Origin of the sequence: Parapedobacter lycopersici (genome assembly GCF_040395035.1) — a bacterium.
GTDB classification, from domain to species: Bacteria; Bacteroidota; Bacteroidia; order Sphingobacteriales; family Sphingobacteriaceae; genus Parapedobacter; species Parapedobacter lycopersici_A.
In genome coordinates, this window is record NZ_JBEBRB010000001.1 from 1 (window position 1) to 20,022 (window position 20,022).

At 50.2% G+C, this 20,022-nt stretch carries 18 protein-coding genes; 13 read left to right on the forward strand and 5 right to left on the reverse strand.

All coding sequences use genetic code 11. The annotated features are described in order from the left end of the window. The first annotated feature begins 526 nt into the window (after positions 1-526). Complete coding sequence (locus ABWO75_RS00005; protein ID WP_353181276.1) at positions 527-2,932, forward strand: ABC transporter permease; 2,406 nt, start codon at positions 527-529, stop codon at positions 2,930-2,932. Between the two features lie 96 nt (positions 2,933-3,028). On the opposite strand, the gene ABWO75_RS00010 is transcribed toward ABWO75_RS00005, so the two are convergent. After that, positions 3,029-3,712: a YceI family protein gene (locus ABWO75_RS00010; protein ID WP_353181278.1), complete on the reverse strand. Its 684-nt coding sequence runs from the start codon at positions 3,710-3,712 to the stop codon at positions 3,029-3,031. A gap of 473 nt (positions 3,713-4,185) precedes the next feature. Then, positions 4,186-4,755, reverse strand: coding sequence for a PhnA domain-containing protein (locus tag ABWO75_RS00015; protein ID WP_353181280.1), 570 nt, complete (start codon positions 4,753-4,755; stop codon positions 4,186-4,188). 324 nt (positions 4,756-5,079) lie between these two features. Between ABWO75_RS00015 and ABWO75_RS00020 the strand changes: the two genes are divergently transcribed. Continuing rightward, positions 5,080-7,464 carry an ABC transporter permease gene (locus ABWO75_RS00020; RefSeq protein ID WP_353181282.1) on the forward strand — a complete coding sequence of 795 codons (2,385 nt, stop codon included), beginning with the start codon at positions 5,080-5,082 and terminating at the stop codon, positions 7,462-7,464. 87 nt (positions 7,465-7,551) lie between these two features. Next, entirely contained in the window at positions 7,552-8,217 is a 666-nt protein-coding gene (locus ABWO75_RS00025; protein WP_353181284.1) for an ABC transporter ATP-binding protein, read from the forward strand. On the opposite strand, the gene ABWO75_RS00030 is transcribed toward ABWO75_RS00025, so the two are convergent. After that, positions 8,210-9,292: an NHL repeat-containing protein gene (locus tag ABWO75_RS00030; protein WP_353181286.1), complete on the reverse strand. Its 1,083-nt coding sequence runs from the start codon at positions 9,290-9,292 to the stop codon at positions 8,210-8,212. The genes ABWO75_RS00025 and ABWO75_RS00030 overlap by 8 nt on opposite strands. 223 nt (positions 9,293-9,515) lie before the next feature. Between ABWO75_RS00030 and ABWO75_RS00035 the strand changes: the two genes are divergently transcribed. Beyond that, positions 9,516-10,172 (forward strand): epoxyqueuosine reductase QueH, encoded by a 657-nt coding sequence (locus tag ABWO75_RS00035; RefSeq protein WP_353181288.1) that lies wholly within the window; start codon positions 9,516-9,518, stop codon positions 10,170-10,172. Between the two features lie 16 nt (positions 10,173-10,188). On the opposite strand, the gene tpx is transcribed toward ABWO75_RS00035, so the two are convergent. Beyond that, positions 10,189-10,785: a thiol peroxidase gene (gene tpx / locus ABWO75_RS00040; protein ID WP_353181290.1), complete on the reverse strand. Its 597-nt coding sequence runs from the start codon at positions 10,783-10,785 to the stop codon at positions 10,189-10,191. 155 nt (positions 10,786-10,940) lie between these two features. Between tpx and ABWO75_RS00045 the strand changes: the two genes are divergently transcribed. From ABWO75_RS00045 to ABWO75_RS00085, 9 genes are all read left to right on the forward strand, one after another. Beyond that, a complete protein-coding gene (locus ABWO75_RS00045) occupies positions 10,941-11,483 on the forward strand; it encodes a YceD family protein (RefSeq protein ID WP_353181292.1) in 543 nt (180 codons plus the stop codon). Between the two features lie 13 nt (positions 11,484-11,496). Further along, positions 11,497-11,688 carry a 50S ribosomal protein L32 gene (gene rpmF / locus ABWO75_RS00050; protein ID WP_257657321.1) on the forward strand — a complete coding sequence of 64 codons (192 nt, stop codon included), beginning with the start codon at positions 11,497-11,499 and terminating at the stop codon, positions 11,686-11,688. Between the two features lie 102 nt (positions 11,689-11,790). Then, positions 11,791-12,729, forward strand: a complete 939-nt coding sequence (gene plsX, locus ABWO75_RS00055; RefSeq protein ID WP_353181295.1) for a phosphate acyltransferase PlsX — start codon at positions 11,791-11,793, stop codon at positions 12,727-12,729. Positions 12,730-12,733: 4 nt separating this feature from the next. Next, a complete protein-coding gene (locus ABWO75_RS00060; protein ID WP_353181297.1) occupies positions 12,734-13,729 on the forward strand; it encodes a beta-ketoacyl-ACP synthase III in 996 nt (331 codons plus the stop codon). A 126-nt stretch (positions 13,730-13,855) separates the two neighbouring features. Then, a complete protein-coding gene (accB, locus tag ABWO75_RS00065) occupies positions 13,856-14,338 on the forward strand; it encodes an acetyl-CoA carboxylase biotin carboxyl carrier protein (RefSeq protein ID WP_353181299.1) in 483 nt (160 codons plus the stop codon). Positions 14,339-14,409: 71 nt separating this feature from the next. Next, a complete protein-coding gene (gene accC / locus ABWO75_RS00070) occupies positions 14,410-15,750 on the forward strand; it encodes an acetyl-CoA carboxylase biotin carboxylase subunit (protein WP_353181301.1) in 1,341 nt (446 codons plus the stop codon). Between the two features lie 40 nt (positions 15,751-15,790). Continuing rightward, positions 15,791-16,675, forward strand: coding sequence for a twin-arginine translocase subunit TatC (gene tatC / locus ABWO75_RS00075; protein ID WP_353181303.1), 885 nt, complete (start codon positions 15,791-15,793; stop codon positions 16,673-16,675). 10 nt (positions 16,676-16,685) lie between these two features. Then, positions 16,686-17,126 (forward strand): ribose 5-phosphate isomerase B, encoded by a 441-nt coding sequence (rpiB, locus tag ABWO75_RS00080; RefSeq protein ID WP_353181305.1) that lies wholly within the window; start codon positions 16,686-16,688, stop codon positions 17,124-17,126. Positions 17,127-17,162: 36 nt separating this feature from the next. Continuing rightward, positions 17,163-18,731, forward strand: coding sequence for a M28 family peptidase (locus ABWO75_RS00085; RefSeq protein ID WP_353181307.1), 1,569 nt, complete (start codon positions 17,163-17,165; stop codon positions 18,729-18,731). Here ABWO75_RS00085 and ABWO75_RS00090 read toward each other — a convergent pair whose 3' ends face one another. After that, positions 18,732-19,979 carry a DUF819 family protein gene (locus ABWO75_RS00090; protein WP_353181309.1) on the reverse strand — a complete coding sequence of 416 codons (1,248 nt, stop codon included), beginning with the start codon at positions 19,977-19,979 and terminating at the stop codon, positions 18,732-18,734. It abuts the gene before it with no gap. Between the last annotated feature and the right edge of the window lie 43 nt (positions 19,980-20,022).

Below are 20,022 nucleotides of genomic sequence, written 5' to 3' on the forward strand. Positions count from 1 at the left end.
TGGATAAATTCCTCCAAACGTTCGATTACCGGATTTCAATGGGTTGGGAGGTATTTGCCTTAGCAGGTATTGGGGCATTGGTGTTGGCGCTGGCCACGGTGAGTTCTCAGGCCATCAAAGCGGCCGTGGCCAACCCGGTCGAGTCGTTGCGCGACGAATAAGTTATGTAAATAGCGCATCTAATTCAGCTCAGGGTGAATAATCGGAAAGTGCTATTTTGCCTCATAAACGAACAGCTGTTGTTCATATACGAACAGATGATATATTGCTATTTGATTAATAAAATACTGATTTTCAATACATTGAAATATTGGCACAATTTCTATCACTGAAAGAGTGGTTAAATAAATAATGTGTTAATAGTTGGACCGCAGGAAAAGAGGGGTCTGGATTGCCACGGGCCAAGCACTGTTAAAGAAATATCATTTTTATAAGAAACAGTCGCCTCTTTTCCTGCGCCTATTTAACTTGCAATAAGCCGTAAATGGACAACAACAAACGTTAACCGCCGATAGAACAGATAATCATGTTAAAAAACTACCTCAAAACCGCCTGGCGGAACCTGATCAGGCAGCGTGTTTTTTCCGCTATCAATATTGTGGGACTGGCTATCGGTCTGGCAACATGCCTCCTCATCAGCCTATTTGTAATAGACGAATTGAGTTACGACCGCTTCAACGAAAAAGCGGACCGCATTGTGCGCGTCGTGTTTAAGGGGACGGTCCGTGGAGGTGCAATCAATGAGGCCCATGTCATGCCACCCGTGGCCCAGGCACTGAAGGCGGAATATCCCGAAGTTGAGGAAGCAACCCGGATCCGCCGCGCAGGCAAGCCATTTTTTGAAGTAGGCGATAAGCTGTTTTACGAGGAAGAAACCGCCTTTGCTGACGCCAATATTTTCGATGTGTTTACCCTGCCCATGCTTCACGGCAACCCGAAAACGGCATTAAACGAACCGTATAGCGTGGTCATTACCGAGGACGTGGCCAAAAAATACTTCGGAAAGGAAGATGCGGTCGGACAGGAGATCCGCATCAGGGACGACAATATGCCGCTTAAAGTGACCGGCGTAATCAAAAATATACCCCGGAATTCACATTTCCATTTCGACCTGTTTGCATCCATGGCTTCTTTTCCGAATGCCAACTCCACTTCGTGGATGGAATCTGAATTTTTCACTTACCTCGTACTGCGCCCCGGCTATGATTACAAAACGCTCGAAACCAAACTGCCAGCCGTGTTTGAAAAATACATCAGTCCGCAGTTCCCCGAAGCGTTCGGCATGAGTTATACCGACTACCGCAAAGCCGGCAATGAAATCGGTCTCCGGCTGCAGCCGCTTACCGATATCCACCTGCATTCGGATTTCGCGTACGATCTCAGTGCGCCGGGCGATATCCGGTACGTCTATATCTTTGGCGCCGTTGCCCTGTTTATGCTACTAATCGCCAGTATCAATTTCATGAACCTCGCTACTGCCGGGGCATCCAAACGAGCCAGGGAGGTGGGTGTGCGCAAGGTGCTGGGTTCGGGGCGTCGGGTACTCGCCTATCAGTTCCTCACCGAATCCATCCTGATTGTTTTTATCAGTCTCCTACTGGCCATAGGTATTGTGGTTGCTGCACTGCCCCTTTTCAACCACCTTTTGGAAGAAACATTTACGCTGGATTTTCTGGGCAATGGCTGGGTACTTTCCGCATTGCTGCTGCTCGGCCTGGCTGTCGGCATCCTGTCGGGCAGTTACCCTGCTTTTTTCCTATCGGCCTTTAAACCGGTAGCCGTATTGAAAGGAAAACTGACACCCGATAATAAAGCCATTGGTCTGCGCAGCGGGCTGGTAGTATTTCAGTTCTTTATTTCCATCGTGCTCATCTTCTGTACGATGGTCGTATACCGGCAGCTGCAATACATCCAGCATAAAAAGCTGGGGTATGACAAGGAGCAGGTATTGATCTTGCAGACGTGGCCGTTGGGCAATAACGAACCGGCGTTTAAGCAGCAGCTGTTGCAGGATGCACGGGTGATCAACATAACCAGCTCATCCTATGTGCCCGCCGGAGCTTCGGGCAACAATAATTTTTTTGTTCATCCTTTCGGGAATCCTTCGGCTGGGGTGAAAACCTTACGGTACGACGTGGACGACCACTATCTCCAGACACTTGGGATCGAACTGAAGGCCGGCCGTAATTTTTCACCGGAATACGGCACCGATTCGGCAGCCGTTATTATCAACGAAGCGGCAGCTGCAGCATTTGGCTGGAAAGACAATGCGCTGGGGCAGGCGCTGGCCAGTCAGGAAAATAAAGCGCTGAGGGTCATCGGCGTAGTCAGGGATTTTCATTTTAAGTCGCTGCATGAGCCGATTACACCGCTGGTTATGATGATGAATGCAGGTTCTGGCAACCTCATCGTTAAGATTAAGGCCGGTGACACCGAAGGCTTTCTTCACACGCTTGAAGAGCGATACAGTGCCTTCAACCCCGATATACCGCTTAGCTATTCTTTTCTGGATGACCGCATCACCAACACCTACCGGACGGAAATGAAAACAGGGAATATCCTGGGTGTATTCGCCGGGCTGACCATCTTTGTGGCCTGCCTGGGATTATTCGGACTGGCTACATTTATGACCAGTCAGCGCACAAAAGAAATCGGAATACGGAAAGTGCTCGGCGCATCGGTAAGCCAGGTGGTGCGTATGCTCTCCTCCACATTTGTCAAGCTGGTGCTGATTGCTTTCCTTGTGGCAACACCCACTGCGTGGTGGATCATGAACACGTGGCTGGAAACGTTCGCCTATCGCATCGAAACACAGCTTTGGATAGCGGTATCGGCAGGCGTATTGACACTGGCCATTGCCCTGCTGACCGTTGGTTGGCAAGCGGTCAAAGCGGCCACGGCCAACCCGGTCGAATCGTTACGGGATGAGTAGCTACAGCAAGTCGCCATAGGCATTGTGCCGGTTATCATAAAAAAAGCCACCCCGAAAATCCGGGATGGCATACGATATTAATAAAATTAACGATAATTAGTTTACAGGGGCAGCGGCAATATCAACGCCTACCTCAAAATCCTTCGCTACGATCCAATCAGCGGGATCTGCCTCGGCAGTACCGAATTTAAGTCCCCATGCCGTACGGTCTACCGTGAATTTGGCAGAAACGGATGCAATATTATTTTCGACTGCAATCCGGGCCGGGAAAGAAATATTGATGGTGCTATCCAGCAGTGTCAGGTTCCCGCTAACGGTTTTGTTTGCTCCTTCCACCGCACTGCTTGCTGTTGCGTCGGCTAAATCGGTAATGGAGGTAACCTCAAAAATAGCCGTAGGATGTGCTTCCGCATGAAAGAAATCAGCGCTTTTCAAATGGGCTTGCAGGTCTTCTACCTTCTTATCGGCTTCTGTTACTGAAGCAGGATCTACCCAAAGGGAATTTACGTCAATTGTAAATGTTCCGGCAGTAACCTGATCGCCGTCAACCGTCAGTTCGCCGGATTGGATGTTGAGTGTGCCCCACCGCGGTGCAAATCCGCCTTTATGGTACGCCTTCCAGTTTACGTTGCTGCTGTCCAGGTTGAGCGCATACGTAGCACCCTGGCCTTCTGCAACGGCTTGCTTGGAATCGGTAGTCGCTTTGTCTGCACCGGGGTTGTTGCAGGAAAGGGCAAAACATGCAGCTCCTACAAAAAGTAATGTGTTTAAATGCTTCATTGTGTTTTCTGATGATTAAAATTTCCGCAAAAATCGGCAATTCCATTTAATTGTTTAAACATCTTTTTGTAATTTTATTAGTTCATTTCCACTCACCGGTTCTGTTTCATCCGCCCGGAAATGTCATCCAGCATAATCGAAATGGGAAAATACAACCTTCCGAACTGGCCGTCCGAAGGTCAACGGCAGACCCTTCGGGCGGCCATTGGAAGTCTTTCGAGTAATGTTCGGGAGTTCTTCGAGGTAGCTTCGAGGCGTGTTCGACTGTTGTTCGACCCTGCTTCGGGACTCGTTCGACACGGCTTCGACTCCGCTTCGACCGCGCTTCGGGGCTCCTCGCAGTGCAATCCGTTGCGTTCCGAATAGCTTCGGAAGATTCCCGAAGAAGTCCCGAATGAATCCCGAAGCAAGGTCGAAGCCGGCTGCACCGGTACGCGAACAGCGTTGAACCGTTATCCTTCTCGATGCCGCGGTTAATTCTGCCTTTTAAGGTATTTCGTCAATATCACAATCAGCTGCCCTTCCACGCGTCCCTCCACCTGCTCTGGATTGTCTTCCACTAAGCGAATGTTTTTGACCACGGTGCCCAGCTTAGCGCTGATGGCGCTGCCCTTCACATCCAGGGTTTTGGTAATCACCACGGAATCGCCATTTTGCAGCACATTGCCATAATTGTCTTTATGCACAACCGCGTCTGGCCGGTCGGCAGGATCTTCTCCATCCTTTGCCCACGCCAGTGTTTCATCATCCAGGTAAAGCATATCCAGGTTATCGGCCGCCCAGCTTTCGCCGCGCAACCGGTTCAGCATGCGCCACGCCAGCACCTGTATGGCCGGAACTTCGCTCCACATGGTTTCCGACAAAAAATGCCAGTAATGGTCTACCATCGGCGTATCGTTGTCGATTTGCATTCGGCACGACTGGCAAATGGCTACTTCATTATCGGAATAACGGTCGGGAAGTACATGATAGGTCGCAATGTCCGCGGCCGAACCGCATAATTCGCACTTCCCACCACTTCTCTCGTTTAATTTCGCATTCATGCTACAGGTTCATTTATTTGAGGCGCAAACTTAGCTAAATCCGCTTTAAGCGGCAAGACCGGTCGCGTGGGGGGCGTGGGCACTGTTCCCCAACGGACAACGAGTGTTCGAAAATGAACGCTTATTTTTTCACTATAAAAATAAAATACACTCATTATAAGTTATTTATATTTTTGGTGCAGTTCATGTAATCCACTTCCGGTCGATGCAACGATGCGAATCCGGTGCCGTCTTTTAACGTGGTTGGCAAAAAACGGACCGACTTGACGGAAAGGACATCACCGAACGGGGCCGACGGTAAGGCTAACATTAAGGGTTTAAAACATGATCAAAACCTATTTCAAAATTGCCTGGAGGAATCTGGCAAAAAACAAAAAATCGGCTATCATCAATGTCGCCGGACTGGCGCTTGGTATGGCGGTATTCATCCTTATTGCTTTGTGGGTGTGGGACGAATTATCTTTTGATAAATACCACAAAAACTACGATGACATTGGTCAGGTAGTGCAAACGCAGACCTGGAACGGAAAAGAGGAATCCGGCGTGGCAGTCCCCTTCCCACTGGGCGAAGAGTTGCGTACCAATTATGGCGACCAGTTCAAATACGTGGTCATGGCATCCTGGGAGGGTGAACGCGTCTTGTCCTACGGCGACAAAAACCTGTCACAAAACGGCATCTACATTGATACCGATGGCCCCGCAATGCTAACGCTTGACATCCTCAAAGGAAGCATCGATGGCCTGACCGACCCCAACAGCATCATGCTTTCCGCTTCAACGGCAAAAGCATTCTTTGGCGATCAGGACCCCATCAATCAACTGATGAAGATCAACCAGCAGCTACCGGTTAAGGTAACGGCAGTATACGCGGATCTTCCTTCCAACACCACCTTTGCCAACATAAAATTCATGGCTCCCTGGGCCTTGTACATTACTTCAGAGTCGTGGATCAGTTACGCAAAAACGGAATGGGGCAATAATTCTTTTCAGGCGTTTGCGCAGATTAACGACCACACCGATTTCGCAACCGTTAGCCGTAACATCGCAGATGCCAAGCTGAACCGCGTATCGGACGATGCTAAGAAATTCAATGCGCAGCTCACATTACACCCGATGCGCGACTGGCATCTTCGCAACAAATGGGAGAATGGGCAAGTGGTAGGCGGTCTGATCGAATATGTCAACTTATTCAGCATCATCGGTGTTTTTGTGCTGTTGCTGGCGTGTATCAACTTCATGAATCTCAGTACTGCACGTTCCGAAAAACGGGCGAAGGAAGTGGGCATCCGCAAAACCGTGGGCTCACCCCGGCAACAGCTGATCGCCCAATTTCTGAGTGAATCGGTATTAGTTGCCTGTATTGCTTTTCTTTTTGCTGTATTACTGGCTGCTGTGCTACTGCCTTGGTTCAACCAGGTGGCCGGGAAAAAACTGGAAATTCTCTGGACCAATGGCTGGTTCTGGGGTATCGGCTTCCTTTTCTCATTGCTTACCGGCCTGCTTGCAGGTAGCTACCCGGCCTTTTACCTATCGTCGTTCAACCCGCTCACTGTACTTAAGGGCACCTTCCGGATCGGCCGGCTGGCGGGGTTGCCCCGCAAAATACTGGTAGTCGTCCAGTTTTCAGTTTCCGTGGCATTGATCATCGGTACAATCGTGGTGTTCCGGCAAATCCGGTACACGAAGGATCGCCCGGTCGGGTATGACCGCGACCGCCTGATGATGGTAGAAATGAAAACATCGGATTTTTACGGGAAATTTGACGTGCTGCGTACCCAGCTCAAAGAAAAAGGCGCTGTCGAAGAGCTGTCCGAGTCGTCCAGTCCGCTGACTGCCGTATGGTCGAACCAGGGCGGGATTACCTGGCCCGGCAAAGATCCGGCACTGCAAACGGATTTTGCATCCATCTGGGTGACGCATGAATTCGGGGAAACGGTCGACTGGCAGATCAGGGAGGGACGTGATTTCTCCCGTGAATTCGGCACCGACAGCACCGCGGTTATCCTTAACGAAGCCGCCGTGAAATTCATGGGGGTACAGCACCCTGTGGGCACTACGCTGACGTGGAATAATAAAGACTACCACATTGTCGGCGTAGTCAGCGACCTGATTATGGACTCGCCCTTTCGCCCGGTAAAGCAGACCATCTACTTCATGAACTATGAAATGGTGAATTGGATAAATTTAAAACTCAACACACAGAAAAGCACCCAGGAATGCATTGCACTGATTGAGGAGGTTTTCAGCGATGTCATTCCCAATGCCCCCTTTGAATATCAATTTGCGGATGACGAATACGCAGCCAAATTTGCACAGGAGGAACGTGTGGGCAAACTGGCTACGTTCTTTGCCGGACTGGCCATCGTCATCAGCTGCCTGGGGATTTTCGGGCTTGCATCTTTTGTCGCCGAACAGCGCACCAAGGAAATCGGGATACGGAAGGTCGTAGGAGCCAGTATATTCCAGTTGTGGCGGCTGCTTTCCACAAATTTTGTTATACTCGTACTGATCTCGTGTTTTGTGGCAAGCCCGATAGCCTATTATTTTCTGGATAACTGGCTGCAGAATTACGAATATCGATCGACCATCCCCTGGTGGGCATTTGCCGCGGCAATAGGCGGCGCACTGCTCATTACGATGATTATTGTAAGTCTACAGACGGTCAGGGCAGCGAGAATAAATCCGGTCGAATCTTTACGCGACGAATAAGCGTGTAATAGCGGGATCCCTAAGAATTTCGGGATAGGTTCACCGTAGGGTGAGCAGCAGACAGCCAGTACATTACAAATAAACAACATGATCGAATTAAAAAACATCTTCAAATGGTACAAGGTTGGGGGAAACCGGACCTTCGTACTCAAAGACATTAACCTACGCATCGCCGCAGGCGAATTTGTATCCATTATGGGTCCTTCGGGTTCCGGCAAATCCACACTGCTTCACATCCTGGGGCTGCTTGATGAGCCGGATGAAGGTGAATACATCTTTCTGGACGAAAATGTGCTCGGACTAAAGGAAAAGCAGCGATCAGCGCTATATAAACAGCACATCGGCTTCGTGTTTCAGGCTTATCACCTCATTGACGAGCTTACCGTATACGAGAATATTGAAACGCCATTGATCTATAAAAACTTCAAAAGCGGTGAACGAAAAGCCATCGTGGCTGAAATGCTCGACCGTTTTGGTATCGTAGGCAAAAAGGACCTGTTCCCCACGCAGCTTTCCGGCGGCCAGCAGCAGCTGGTGGGCATTGCCCGGGCACTGGCCATTAAACCCAGATTGCTGCTGGCGGATGAGCCTACCGGCAACCTCAACTCCAAGCAGGGTGAAAGCATCATGGAGTTGTTTAAGCAGCTTAATGAAGAAGACGGGGTAACCATCATTCAGGTGACGCACTCCGAAAAGAATGCCGAATACGGCAACCGGATCATTGAATTACTGGATGGGCAGCTGGTTAGTTAGTTTCGTCGGCTGATCCATCGGCGGCAGCACCCCGGCCACGGGCATCCAGAAACAGTCCCGCAGGTGTGCGGTTCTGGGAGAATCCATCGACCACCGCATTGGGTGCCACGTTGCCGCTGTCGTCCAGATTGAATCGCAGCACAGCCCCATTCCCGCCGGCATCGGCAACATAGATCGATTGCTTGCCTTCCCGCGGATCGATAGCCACATCAACGGGAGAAATCAACCCGGTTCGGGTTCCCCTAAGCACCCGGGTGGGTGTCACTGTTGCAGAAGGTTCTGATAGCAGTGCCTTGGCGTTTTCAATCACATAAATTCCACCGTCCGTACCGGATGCGCCATAGTCTGCCAGCACCAGCAGGTCAAGTTCCTCGGAAAATGCAATACCCCGTATACTGGTTGAACCTTCCACCGTCAGCGTGGAAAGCGGTGAAAAGTTTTCTTCAAGGGAGTCTGTCTTCGAAAGGTTACCGTACATGGATACCCCCCCGTTCAGGCCGGTGCGGGCCACCAGCAGGCTATCCTTCCACATGGCCAGCCCCCAAGGGCGCATATCTCCCAGTCGGAATACTTTGCTGGGCCTAGCGTAACCATTCCGGTTCAACGGCTGGAAAAAGGCATAAATCGAGGTCGGATTCACGTTGTTAACAACGTACAGGTATTGCGAGGTGTTATGATACCAAAGGCCACGCATGGCCGTCAGCTCCCGGAAGCCGATATTACCCGATCCCTGCGGGATGCCTAAGTCGCTTACCGTCATGATACGGATGATGGTATCCTGCGCCGATGCCTGGAAAACACGTCCGGCAAAGGGATTAAAATGCACGCCCCTGCCACCCTTTACACTGGCATCGTAATCGATCGACACCTCCATTTCTGTTGTATCTGCCGGGTCTATGATACTCAGGTTCTTAAACGGTTCCAGCGTTTCGTCGGGTTGGTAATTCTCAAAGGATACATACAAGCGGGATATTGGCCGCTGCGGCAGCACCGGCTCGTCATCGTTGCGCATACATCCGCCAAAAATCGCCAGCACGGGGAGCATCACCAGCAGAAAACCAATCGATTTCTTCATGCAAAGGTATTTTTGCAAACTTAGCCAAACCTCCTTTGATATGCAAGTGCCCCAAAACCGCAAATGGGATGATTGAGCGCCGTCGCTTGGGATATAATTTCCCTGTGTTGCCCGGGACGTCGCAGGGGGACGCGAAAAATCCCCGGATGAATTCGCAAATTCCAACGATTATACCTTGCAATATTTTCAGTAATATTGCAGGGTGAAACAAGGAAGGTTCAAGATGACTGATACCGCATTTACCCGAGAAAAACTGGAGCTGCCAAACGGCGAAAAAAAACTATTGCTCCACTCCTGCTGCGCCCCCTGTTCGGGCGAGGTAATGGAGGCACTGATTGCTTCGGAGATTGATTTTACCATTTATTTTTACAACCCGAACATCCACCCCCGCAAGGAATATGACCTGCGTAAGGAAGAAAATATCCGGTTCGCCGAAAAATACAACATCCCGTTTGTGGACGCGGACTACGATGCGGATAACTGGTACGCCCGCGCCAAGGGGATGGAACATGAACCCGAGCGCGGGATCCGTTGCACGATGTGTTTTGACATGCGCTTTGAGCGCACAGCACTGTATGCCCACGAAAACGGCTTTCCGGTGATCACCAGTTCACTTGGGATTTCCCGCTGGAAAAATTTCGACCAGATCAACGACTGCGGATTACGGGCTGCAGCGCATTATCCGGGCATCAGCTACTGGACCTACAATTGGCGCAAAAAGGGAGGTTCCTCGCGGATGCTTGAAATCAGCAAGCGCGAGAAATTTTACATGCAGGAATATTGCGGATGCGCCTATTCGCTGCGCGACACGAACCATTGGCGGCTCGAAAACGGTCGTGAGCGGATTGAACTTGGCAAGCAGTATTACGGAGAAGAATAGACGGGTGTACCCCGCTTTACTTCACTGCTGCCAATGCTGCGTCATAGTTCGGTTCCTGTGCGATTTCGGGCACCTGTTCGGTATACACCACATTGCCCGACGGGTCAATAACCACCACCGCGCGGCTTAACAGGCCTTTCATGGGGCCGTCGGCAATCTCGACACCGTATTGGCGGCCAAAGTCCGAGCGGAAATCAGATAGCATCACTACGCGGTCAATCCCTTCCGCTCCGCAGAATTGGGACTGCGCAAAAGGCAGGTCCTTGGAGATACAGAGTACCACCGTATTGGGCAGATTAGCCGCATCTTCATTAAATTTCCGGACCGAAGCAGCGCATACACCGGTGTTAATACTGGGGAAAATGTTTAAAACCACGTATTTACCGCTAAAATCACTCAGTTTTTTATCGGACAGATCAACAGCAGTCAGCGTCAGGTCCACCGCTGCTGTTCCAACGGCGGGTAATTTTCCAACCGTGTGAATCGGTTGTCCTTTTAATGTAATGGTTGTCATGTTCATCCTAGTTGATAAGGCGGCAATAGCGGCAGTATCCTGCGCATAACTACAGGAAATGTACAGCATGGCAGCACACAGTAGAAAAATGGGTTTCATCGAAAACGTGTTACGAGCAAACAAGTTTAGCATTTTAGATCGGTATTCCAATGCGTCGCTCATTTTTGCCCTTTTTCAGGGACAACACGTGTGCTTCAAAAAAAGTTTTATATCTCCTATTTTATATTTACCTTTGCAGGCTCAATTGTGGGATAGTGAAGTACCTGAAAAAATATCGGATCCCCTTTTCGGGGCTGGGGTTGGGCTCACACGATTTTGAGTTTGACATTGACCGTGCGTTCTTTGATTGTTATGAATACTCGATCGTAAAAGACGGTAATCTACGGGTACAGGTTAACTTACTCAAACAGGAGAACATGATGGTGCTGCAGTTTCACATCACCGGGACGGTTTCCCTGCAATGTGATGTGTGCCTGGCCGATTTCCCGGCGAAGACCGATATTCAGGAACGGGTTATCGTTAAATTTACGGACGAAGACCTGTCGGAAAACACGGATGAGATCATCGTGCTTTCCAAGCATGAGCATGAACTGGATATTGCGGGGCTGCTGTATGAATTCATCAACGTATCCGTACCGCACTACAGCAAGTGCAGCGAGCAGGGCGACAACATCACATGTGACCCGGAGGTACTCGCCAAATTAAATGGCCTGGCAGCAAGTCAAAACCAGGAAGAAGAAACTAGTAAACAAACAGACCCCCGTTGGGAGGCATTGAAGCATATAAAATACAATTAAATAACAATACGAGATGGCACATCCAAAACGTAAGACATCCAAATCACGGAGAGACAAAAGAAGAACACATTATAAAGCGGAACGCCCCAGCTTGACCACTTGCAAGGAGACCGGTGCAGTGCACCTGCCCCATCGCGCATATTTGGTAGATGGTAACCTGTATTACAACGGCAAACTGATTATCGAAAACACCACCAGCGCCTAAGTTGATCTTTCAAAAAATTGAACATCCCATAACGTGTAACTAATTTTTTATGCGTTACTTTGGGGTGTTTTTGCGTATTATTGGATTGAAAAACAATAACGGATGAAGATCGGTTTAGATATATTGGGTGGTGACTTTGCGCCGGAAGCAACAATACAGGGAGCCATCCTGGCATCAAAACAATTAGCCGACGGTCAACAGCTCGTGCTTATCGGCGACGAGCAGATTGCTAAACAACACATCGAACAAGCAGGGGGAAATCCTGCTTTTTTTGAATACGTCCATGCGCCCGACCAGATCGGGATGAATGAACACCCGACCAAAGCCATCGCCCAAAAACCCAATTCAAGTATCAGCGTGGGATTCCAGCTGCTTAAAACGGGTGCGATCGACTCCTTTGCTTCCGCCGGAAATACCGGCGCCATGCTGGTAGGTGCGGTGTTCAGCGTCAAAACCATTCCGGGCGTTATCCGGCCGGCCATTGCCACAAATGTCCCTAAGATCAAACAGGGATTCGGCATCCTGCTGGATGTTGGAGCCAATGCCGACTGCAAGCCTGAAATGCTTCCGCAGTTCGGACTGCTGGGCAGCCTGTTTGCCGAGCACGTGTATGGTATCCAGTCGCCTGCCGTGGGATTGCTCAACATCGGCGAAGAAGAGGAGAAAGGGAATATGCTTACATTGGGGGCGTACCCTTTAATGAAAGACAACAAACGCATCAATTTTATTGGTAATGTAGAAAGCCGCGAACTGTTCAGCGAAAAAGCCGACGTGGTGGTCTGCGACGGGTTCGCGGGCAACGTGGTGCTTAAGCTGGCGGAATCGTTTTATATGCTGACCCGGAAAAAAGGTTTCAGTGATTCTTTTTTCGATCGGTTCAACTATGAACAATACGGCGGAAGCCCGGTACTGGGAGTGAATGCTCCTGTTATCATCGGACACGGGATTTCAAGTCCGGAAGCTATCAAAAACATGGTTTTGCTCTCCAAAAACATGATTGAGTCCGATATTATTGAAAAAATCAAATCCGCTTTCAACTAAAACTATGTCAAAAATTCACGCTGCCATTACGGCTGTAAACGGGTATGTGCCTGATTATATTCTCACCAACCAGGAACTGGAAACCATGGTCGATACCAACGACGAATGGATTACAACCCGTACCGGCATCAAAGAACGCCGGATACTGAAAGGTGAGGGCAAGGCTACATCCGACATGGCGGTACCCGCAGTAAAGGGGTTACTGGAAAAAAGGGGTATCGGCGCCGAAGAAATTGACCTGATCGTTTTCTGTACCTGTACGCCGGATATGCCCTTTCCTTCGACGGCTAATATACTGGCTGATAAAATAGGCGCCGTTAATGCCTGGGGATTTGATCTGCAGGCCGCATGCTCGGGGTTTATTTACGGATTAACCACCGGTGCCCAGTTCATCGAATCGGGCATGCACAAAAAAGTACTCGTGGTGGGTGGCGACAAAATGTCGTCCATCATCAATTATAAAGACCGTACAACCTGCATCATCTTTGGCGACGGGTGCGGCGCTGTGCTGCTGGAACCGAACACCGAAGGACTCGGCGTGATGGACTCCATCCTGAAGAGCGATGGGTCGGGCTGCCCTTACCTTAACATCAAGGCGGGCGGATCACTCCATCCTGCGTCGCATGAAACGGTCGACGCTGGTATGCACTACGCTTATCAGGAAGGCCGCACGGTATTTAAGTTCGCTGTAACCAACATGGCCGATGTGGCCGCGGAAATCATGGAACGCAACCGCCTTACAGCCGATGATGTTACGTGGCTGGTGCCGCACCAGGCAAATAAGCGCATCATCGATGCAACCGCGGAACGCATGGGACTGGATGAAGACAAAGTGATGGTCAATATCCAGCGCTATGGCAACACCACGGCGGGCACAATACCACTCTGCCTGTGGGAATGGGAAGACCAGCTTAAAAAGGGAGATACCCTCATCCTGGCCGCATTCGGCGGAGGGTTCACCTGGGGAGCGGTTTACCTGAAATGGGCCTATGGAGCCTGATCGAGGTAAACGGGGAGGGCCCAACACCTCCCGAAAAGCCTATTGCAATGGAAAATAAATCCGGTATTTATTGTTGAATAACGGATTAGATTAATATTTTTGAGTTATTATCAAACCTGCTGAATAATGAGTATGGACATCAAACAGATTCAAGATCTGATCAAATTTGTCGCCAAGTCAGGCGTCAATGAAGTAGCTATCGAAGAGAAGGATTTCAAGATTACAATAAAAACAAACAAAGAGCCGACTTATGTTACGGCTACAATCCCCACTGCTGCCGCCCTGCCACAGCAGGTTGCAGCCCCTGTTTCGGAGCCGGCAGCCGTAGCACAGGCTGACAGCACCCCGGTAAAGGAAGACCTGTCCAATTACGTGACTATCAAATCACCGATGATCGGTACGTTTTACCGTGCAGCCGGACCGGATAAACCGTCATTTGCCAATGTTGGCGATGACATCAGCGTAGGTAAAGTCGTTTGCATTATCGAAGCCATGAAGCTCTTCAATGAAATTGAATCGGAAGTTTCCGGAAGAATTGTGAAGGTGCTGGTTGACGACGCCCAGCCGGTGGAATACGATCAGCCGCTGTTTTTGGTTGAACCGAAATAAGGTTACACTTGCTAAAACCATTTTCATAGGACAGGCGCCAAATGGGTCTGTACTGATTTATCGCTAAATACATGTTCAAAAAGATACTAATAGCCAACAGGGGTGAAATTGCATTGCGCATTATCCGCACTTGCCGCGAAATGGGTATCAAAAGCGTAGCCGTATACTCCACGGCCGACCGTGATAGCCTGCATGTGCGCTTCGCCGACGAGGCCGTCTGCATCGGCCCGCCGCCAAGCAAGGACTCTTACCTCAACATACCCAATATTATTTCGGCGGCTGAGCTGACCAATGCCGACGCCATCCACCCGGGCTACGGATTCCTTTCGGAAAATGCCCGTTTCTCATCCATCTGCAACCAATACGGGATCAAATTTATCGGCGCAACGGCTGAGCAGATCGAACAGATGGGCGACAAGTCGTCCGCCAAGGAGACCATGAAGAAAGCCGGTGTACCAACCATTCCGGGTTCAGATGGCCTGGTAAAGGATATTGCTGCGGGCATCGCCATTGCCAACGAGATCGGCTACCCGGTGATATTAAAAGCCACGGCAGGCGGCGGTGGACGCGGCATGCGCATCGTGTGGAAAGATGAAGAATTTGAACCGGCCTGGGATTCTGCACGGCAGGAAGCAGGCGCCGCATTCGGCAACGACGGAATTTACCTTGAGAAATTCGTCGAAGACCCCCGGCATATCGAAATACAGGTGGTGGGCGACCAGTACGGAACGGTATGCCACCTGTCGGAACGCGACTGCTCCATCCAGCGGCGGCATCAGAAACTGATTGAAGAGGCACCTTCGCCATTCATCACGCCTGAACTGCGTAAAGCAATGGGCGAAGCCGCCATTAAGGGGGCTAAGGCCGTAAATTACGAAGGCGCGGGCACCATCGAATTTCTGGTAGACAAGCACCGCAATTTCTACTTCATGGAAATGAATACCCGTATCCAGGTGGAACATCCGGTTACGGAGGAGGTAATTAATTTTGACCTGATTAAGGAACAGATTAAGGTGGCAGCGGGCATCCCCATCTCGGGCACCAACTACGAGCCCACCATGCATGCCATCGAATGCCGCATCAACGCCGAGGATCCGTTTAATAATTTCCGGCCATCGCCTGGAAAAATAACCAATTTCCATTCGCCCGGCGGCCATGGTGTACGCCTAGATACCCACGCATATTCCGGATACGTGATTCCGCCTAATTACGATTCCATGATTGCCAAACTGATCTGTGTGGCACAAACCCGCGAAGAGGCAATAAGCACGATGGAACGGGCACTGAGCGAATTTATCATCGAAGGAGTGGAAACCACGATTCCGTTGCACCTCCGGTTGATGCGCGACCCGAATTTCAGAGCCGGCAATTTCACCACCAAATTTATGGAAACCTTTGATTTAAGTGAATAATACCGGATGCATCCGGAAAAAGGCGGGCTAATACGTTATCATGAGTAAATTGTCTGGAAAAAACCTGATCGATACCATTAAGCAGAAGGGAAAGAACCTGGAAGCTGAAATGTCTTTTTTTGACCACCTGGAAGTATTGCGCTGGCACTTGGTTCGCTCGGCCATCGCCGTGATGGTCTTCATGATCCTCGCCTTTGCATTCTATGATTTTATTTTCGACGATATCATCATGGGACCGAAAAGCGGTGATTTCTGGACGTACCGGATGATGTGTAAAATTGCCGAGGTGTTTAATACGCCCGGATTTTGCGTTACGGAAGTACCCGGCACCATTATCAATACCCAGATGGCCGGGCAGTTTATCATGCAGATCAACTCGTCGCTGATCATCGCACTGGTGCTCGGTTTTCCCTACCTGCTGTATGAAGTATGGCTGTTTGTGAAACCGGCCCTTACTGACGTTGAACGCAAGTCTGCCAGTGGTTTTGTGTTTTATGCAACCCTGCTGTTTGTCATCGGGGTATTGTTCGGATATTTCGTCGTTGTACCACTGGCGGTTAATTTCCTCGCCAATTTCTCCATCAGCGATGATATTTCCAACACCATTACGATTGACAATTACCTGTCGTTTGTAGCTACGCTGACACTGGGTTGCGGCATTGTGTTCGAGTTGCCGATTATCGTCTTTATCCTGTCGAAAATTGGCATACTTACTCCGCAGTTCATGCGGGCATCCCGGCGGTACGCCGTGGTGCTTATCCTGCTGATTGCGGCAATGATTACCCCTACCCCGGATATCATCACCATGCTGACCGTAAGTTTCCCGATGTTTTTACTCTATGAGTTAAGTATTGTCGTGGCGACCCGCGTGCATAAACGTAAAATGAAAGAAGACCTCGATTTTTATCGTGGTGAAGACAATTAATCCTTTAACAATGACAAAAGTGAAAACGGTGGCGATCGGTGGCGACCATGCGGGTTTTGATTACAAGACACAACTGGTACAGCACCTGGAAAAAGCGGGATATACGGTCAGTGATTTTGGTACAGCCAGTGCGGATTCGGTAGATTATCCCGACTTTGCCCATCCCGTAGCAACTGCAGTGGAAACCGGGACGTCCGAACTGGGAGTGCTGATCTGCGGCAGCGCAAATGGTGTGGCCATTACGGCCAATAAACACCAGGGCATCCGGGCGGCAATCTGCTGGCAGGAAGAGCTGGCTACGCTGGCACGCCAGCACAATGACGCGAATATCGTATGTATTCCGGCCCGGTTTATCGACATCGAATTGGCAAAATCCATCGTTGATCTGTTTCTGAGCACCGATTTTGAAGGTGGCCGGCATAGCAACCGCGTCCGCAAAATATCGTGCTGATCATAAACGCGATACGCAACAAAATACTGTCAATACATGAAAAGCTTACTGCCTTTACTTTTCCTCATTCCTGCGTGTTACGGATGTGTTATGGCGCAGGATCCGGCACAGCAATACGCTGCCGAAATTACCCCGGAAACAGCGAAAACACACCTTACCACGCTCGCTTCGGCCGCATTTGAAGGCCGTGGTACAGGCGAGGAAGGTGGCGATAAAGCAGCCGCCTACCTGGCGGAAGAGTTCCGGAAACTTGGGCTCACCGGACCGGTAGCCGGCTCGTACTACCAGCCTGTTGAGTTAACCAGGAATGTGGCTAAGGGCGAATTGCGGATCAATGGAACCGAATTTACCAACGGACGGGATTTTTACCTGATTGCTCCCGGACCTGAAACGACTGTCAACGCCCGGGAGATTGTCTTTATCGGCTACGGCATCAGTGATGCGAAGTATGACGACCTTAACGGCGTGGATATCGCAGGTAAGGTGGTGCTGGTCATCAATGACGGCGAACCTCTGGATGCGCGCGGCCGTTCCCTCGTCACGGGTACCGACGCGCCTTCTGAATGGGCCACCTCACGCACCAAAAGACTCCAGAACGTCCTATCGAAGAAACCCAAACTGGTATTGGCTGTATCAAACGGGCTTGCAGAGGCATTGACGCGTATGGGAGGGCAAACCACCCGGCCGCGCATTACGCTGGCAGAAGACCGCACGCAGCAAAACGCCGCCGCAACTGCAGTGGCCAACATCAGTACGGAAATGGCTGATGCCTTATTGCAGCAGGCCAATACCACCCTGAATACGTTAACCAAAAAAATTACACGCCGGAAAAAAAGCCAGTCTGCCACCTTCGCGGTAACGGATTTCAGTGCTACTTTCGGGTCGTCCTCCGAACCTTTCACTTCCAATAATGTATTGGGTTATCTCGAAGGGACGGACCTGAAGAATGAGCTGCTGGTGATCTCTGCGCATTACGACCACGAGGGCAACCAGGACGGCGAGATCTTTTTCGGTGCCGACGACAATGCATCAGGCACCACCGGCGTATTGGAAGTAGCCCGCGCTTTTGCCAAGGCCAAAGCGGAAGGACACGGACCGCGCCGGAGCATTCTCTTTATTGGATTTACTGCTGAAGAAAAAGGGTTGCTGGGATCCAATTACTACGGACAGCATCCGGTTTTCCCATTGGAAAACACAGTCGTTAACCTCAATATGGACATGATCGGCCGAATAGACGACAAGCACCTCCAGGGGAATCATAATTATATCCATGTTATCGGAGCCGATAAGCTGAGCTCCGAGCTCCATGCCATCAATGAAAAGGCCAATGCTGCTTACACGCAAATGGAGCTGGATTACATGTACAACGACCCCCGGGATCCCATGCGGATTTACTACCGGTCGGATCAGTATAATTTTGCCAAGTACGGCATTCCGGTAATTTTCTATTTCAGCGGACTGCACCCCGATTATCATACACCTGCGGATACGCCGGATAAGATCAACTTTGAAATGCTGACCAAACGCGCAAAATTGGCTTTCTACACGGCCTGGGAAGTAGCCAACCGTGACAACCGGCTGGTGGTGGATTCCAACAAGCAGTAATTATGGGGCAACCCATTGCATGAGGATCGCGGATAGGTAGCCGCCATACGTTCCAATGGCATACCCCAGTACGGCCATAACTACGCCGATCGGCACCAGCGCTGGATGAAATGCCCCTGCGGCAACCGATGCGGAAGCAACGCCTCCAATATTACTCATGCTGCCTACCGCAAAGAAGAAGAATGGCGCACGGATGAGCTTCGCCACGACGACCATAATAATTACATGGAACAGCAGCCAGGTAACGCCGACAAAGAATAATGCGGGGTTGTCCAATACGGCAAAAATATTGATCTGCATGCCAATCGTGGCAATCAACACGTAAAGAAAGACAGTTGCCAACCGCGAGGCACCGACCTGTTCCAATCGACGGGCTTTGGTAAACGACAATCCGATACCCATTAATGTCGCCAGGAAAATAAGCCAGAAGAAACTAGATGTTAGGCTAAACCGATCGAGCTGCGGTGCATTCTCCGCAATGTAAGTTGCGATCGGCCCCGATAGCAGATGTGAAATCCCCGTTACGCCGAAGGCCACACCCAACATAATAATGTAATCCTTGGTTTCAGGGGTTTTATCATTCGCCCCACGAAACGCCTCCATACGTGTGGTCAATTCCTCTACCTCATTGCCTTCTACTTTAAAATAGCGATCAAGTCGTTTATGCTTGTCGGCGCCGTAAAGTATTAGCGCCATCCATCCGTACGCCACAAACACATCCACGGCCACTACTGCGGCAAAGATTTCGGGGGGTGGTTCAAAAATACGGAACAGGGCGGCTTGGTTGGCCCCGCCGCCGATCCACGAACCCGCCAATGTAGCCAGGCCTCTCCATACCTCTCCACCCACTACCTGCGGGGCAAACAGCGAAAAAATCCAGACAGCGAGCGGGCCGCCCAGGATAATACCGATCATGCCGGCGAAAAAAAGCAGGCCCATTTTTTTACGGAGCTTCCAGATTTCCCCGAAATTCATATTCAGCGTAAATAATACGAGACATGCCGGCAGCAGGTAATTCGAGCTCATGTCATACAACTGCGAATCGCTTCCGGATATCACGCCGAATGAGTTAAACAGACCGGGCACGAAATAACAGAGCAGCAACGGGGGCAGAATCGAATAAAACTTTTTTAACCCCGGGTGGTTACTGTTAGCAGTATAGAAGATAATGGCTAATATGACCATTAACAATCCAAATATGCCGCCATCCTGTTGAATCCAGGCGGTGTTCGTTACGGTTTCATCCATGGTTTATCAGCTAAATGCATTTGGGTTTATATACCAAAGGTAA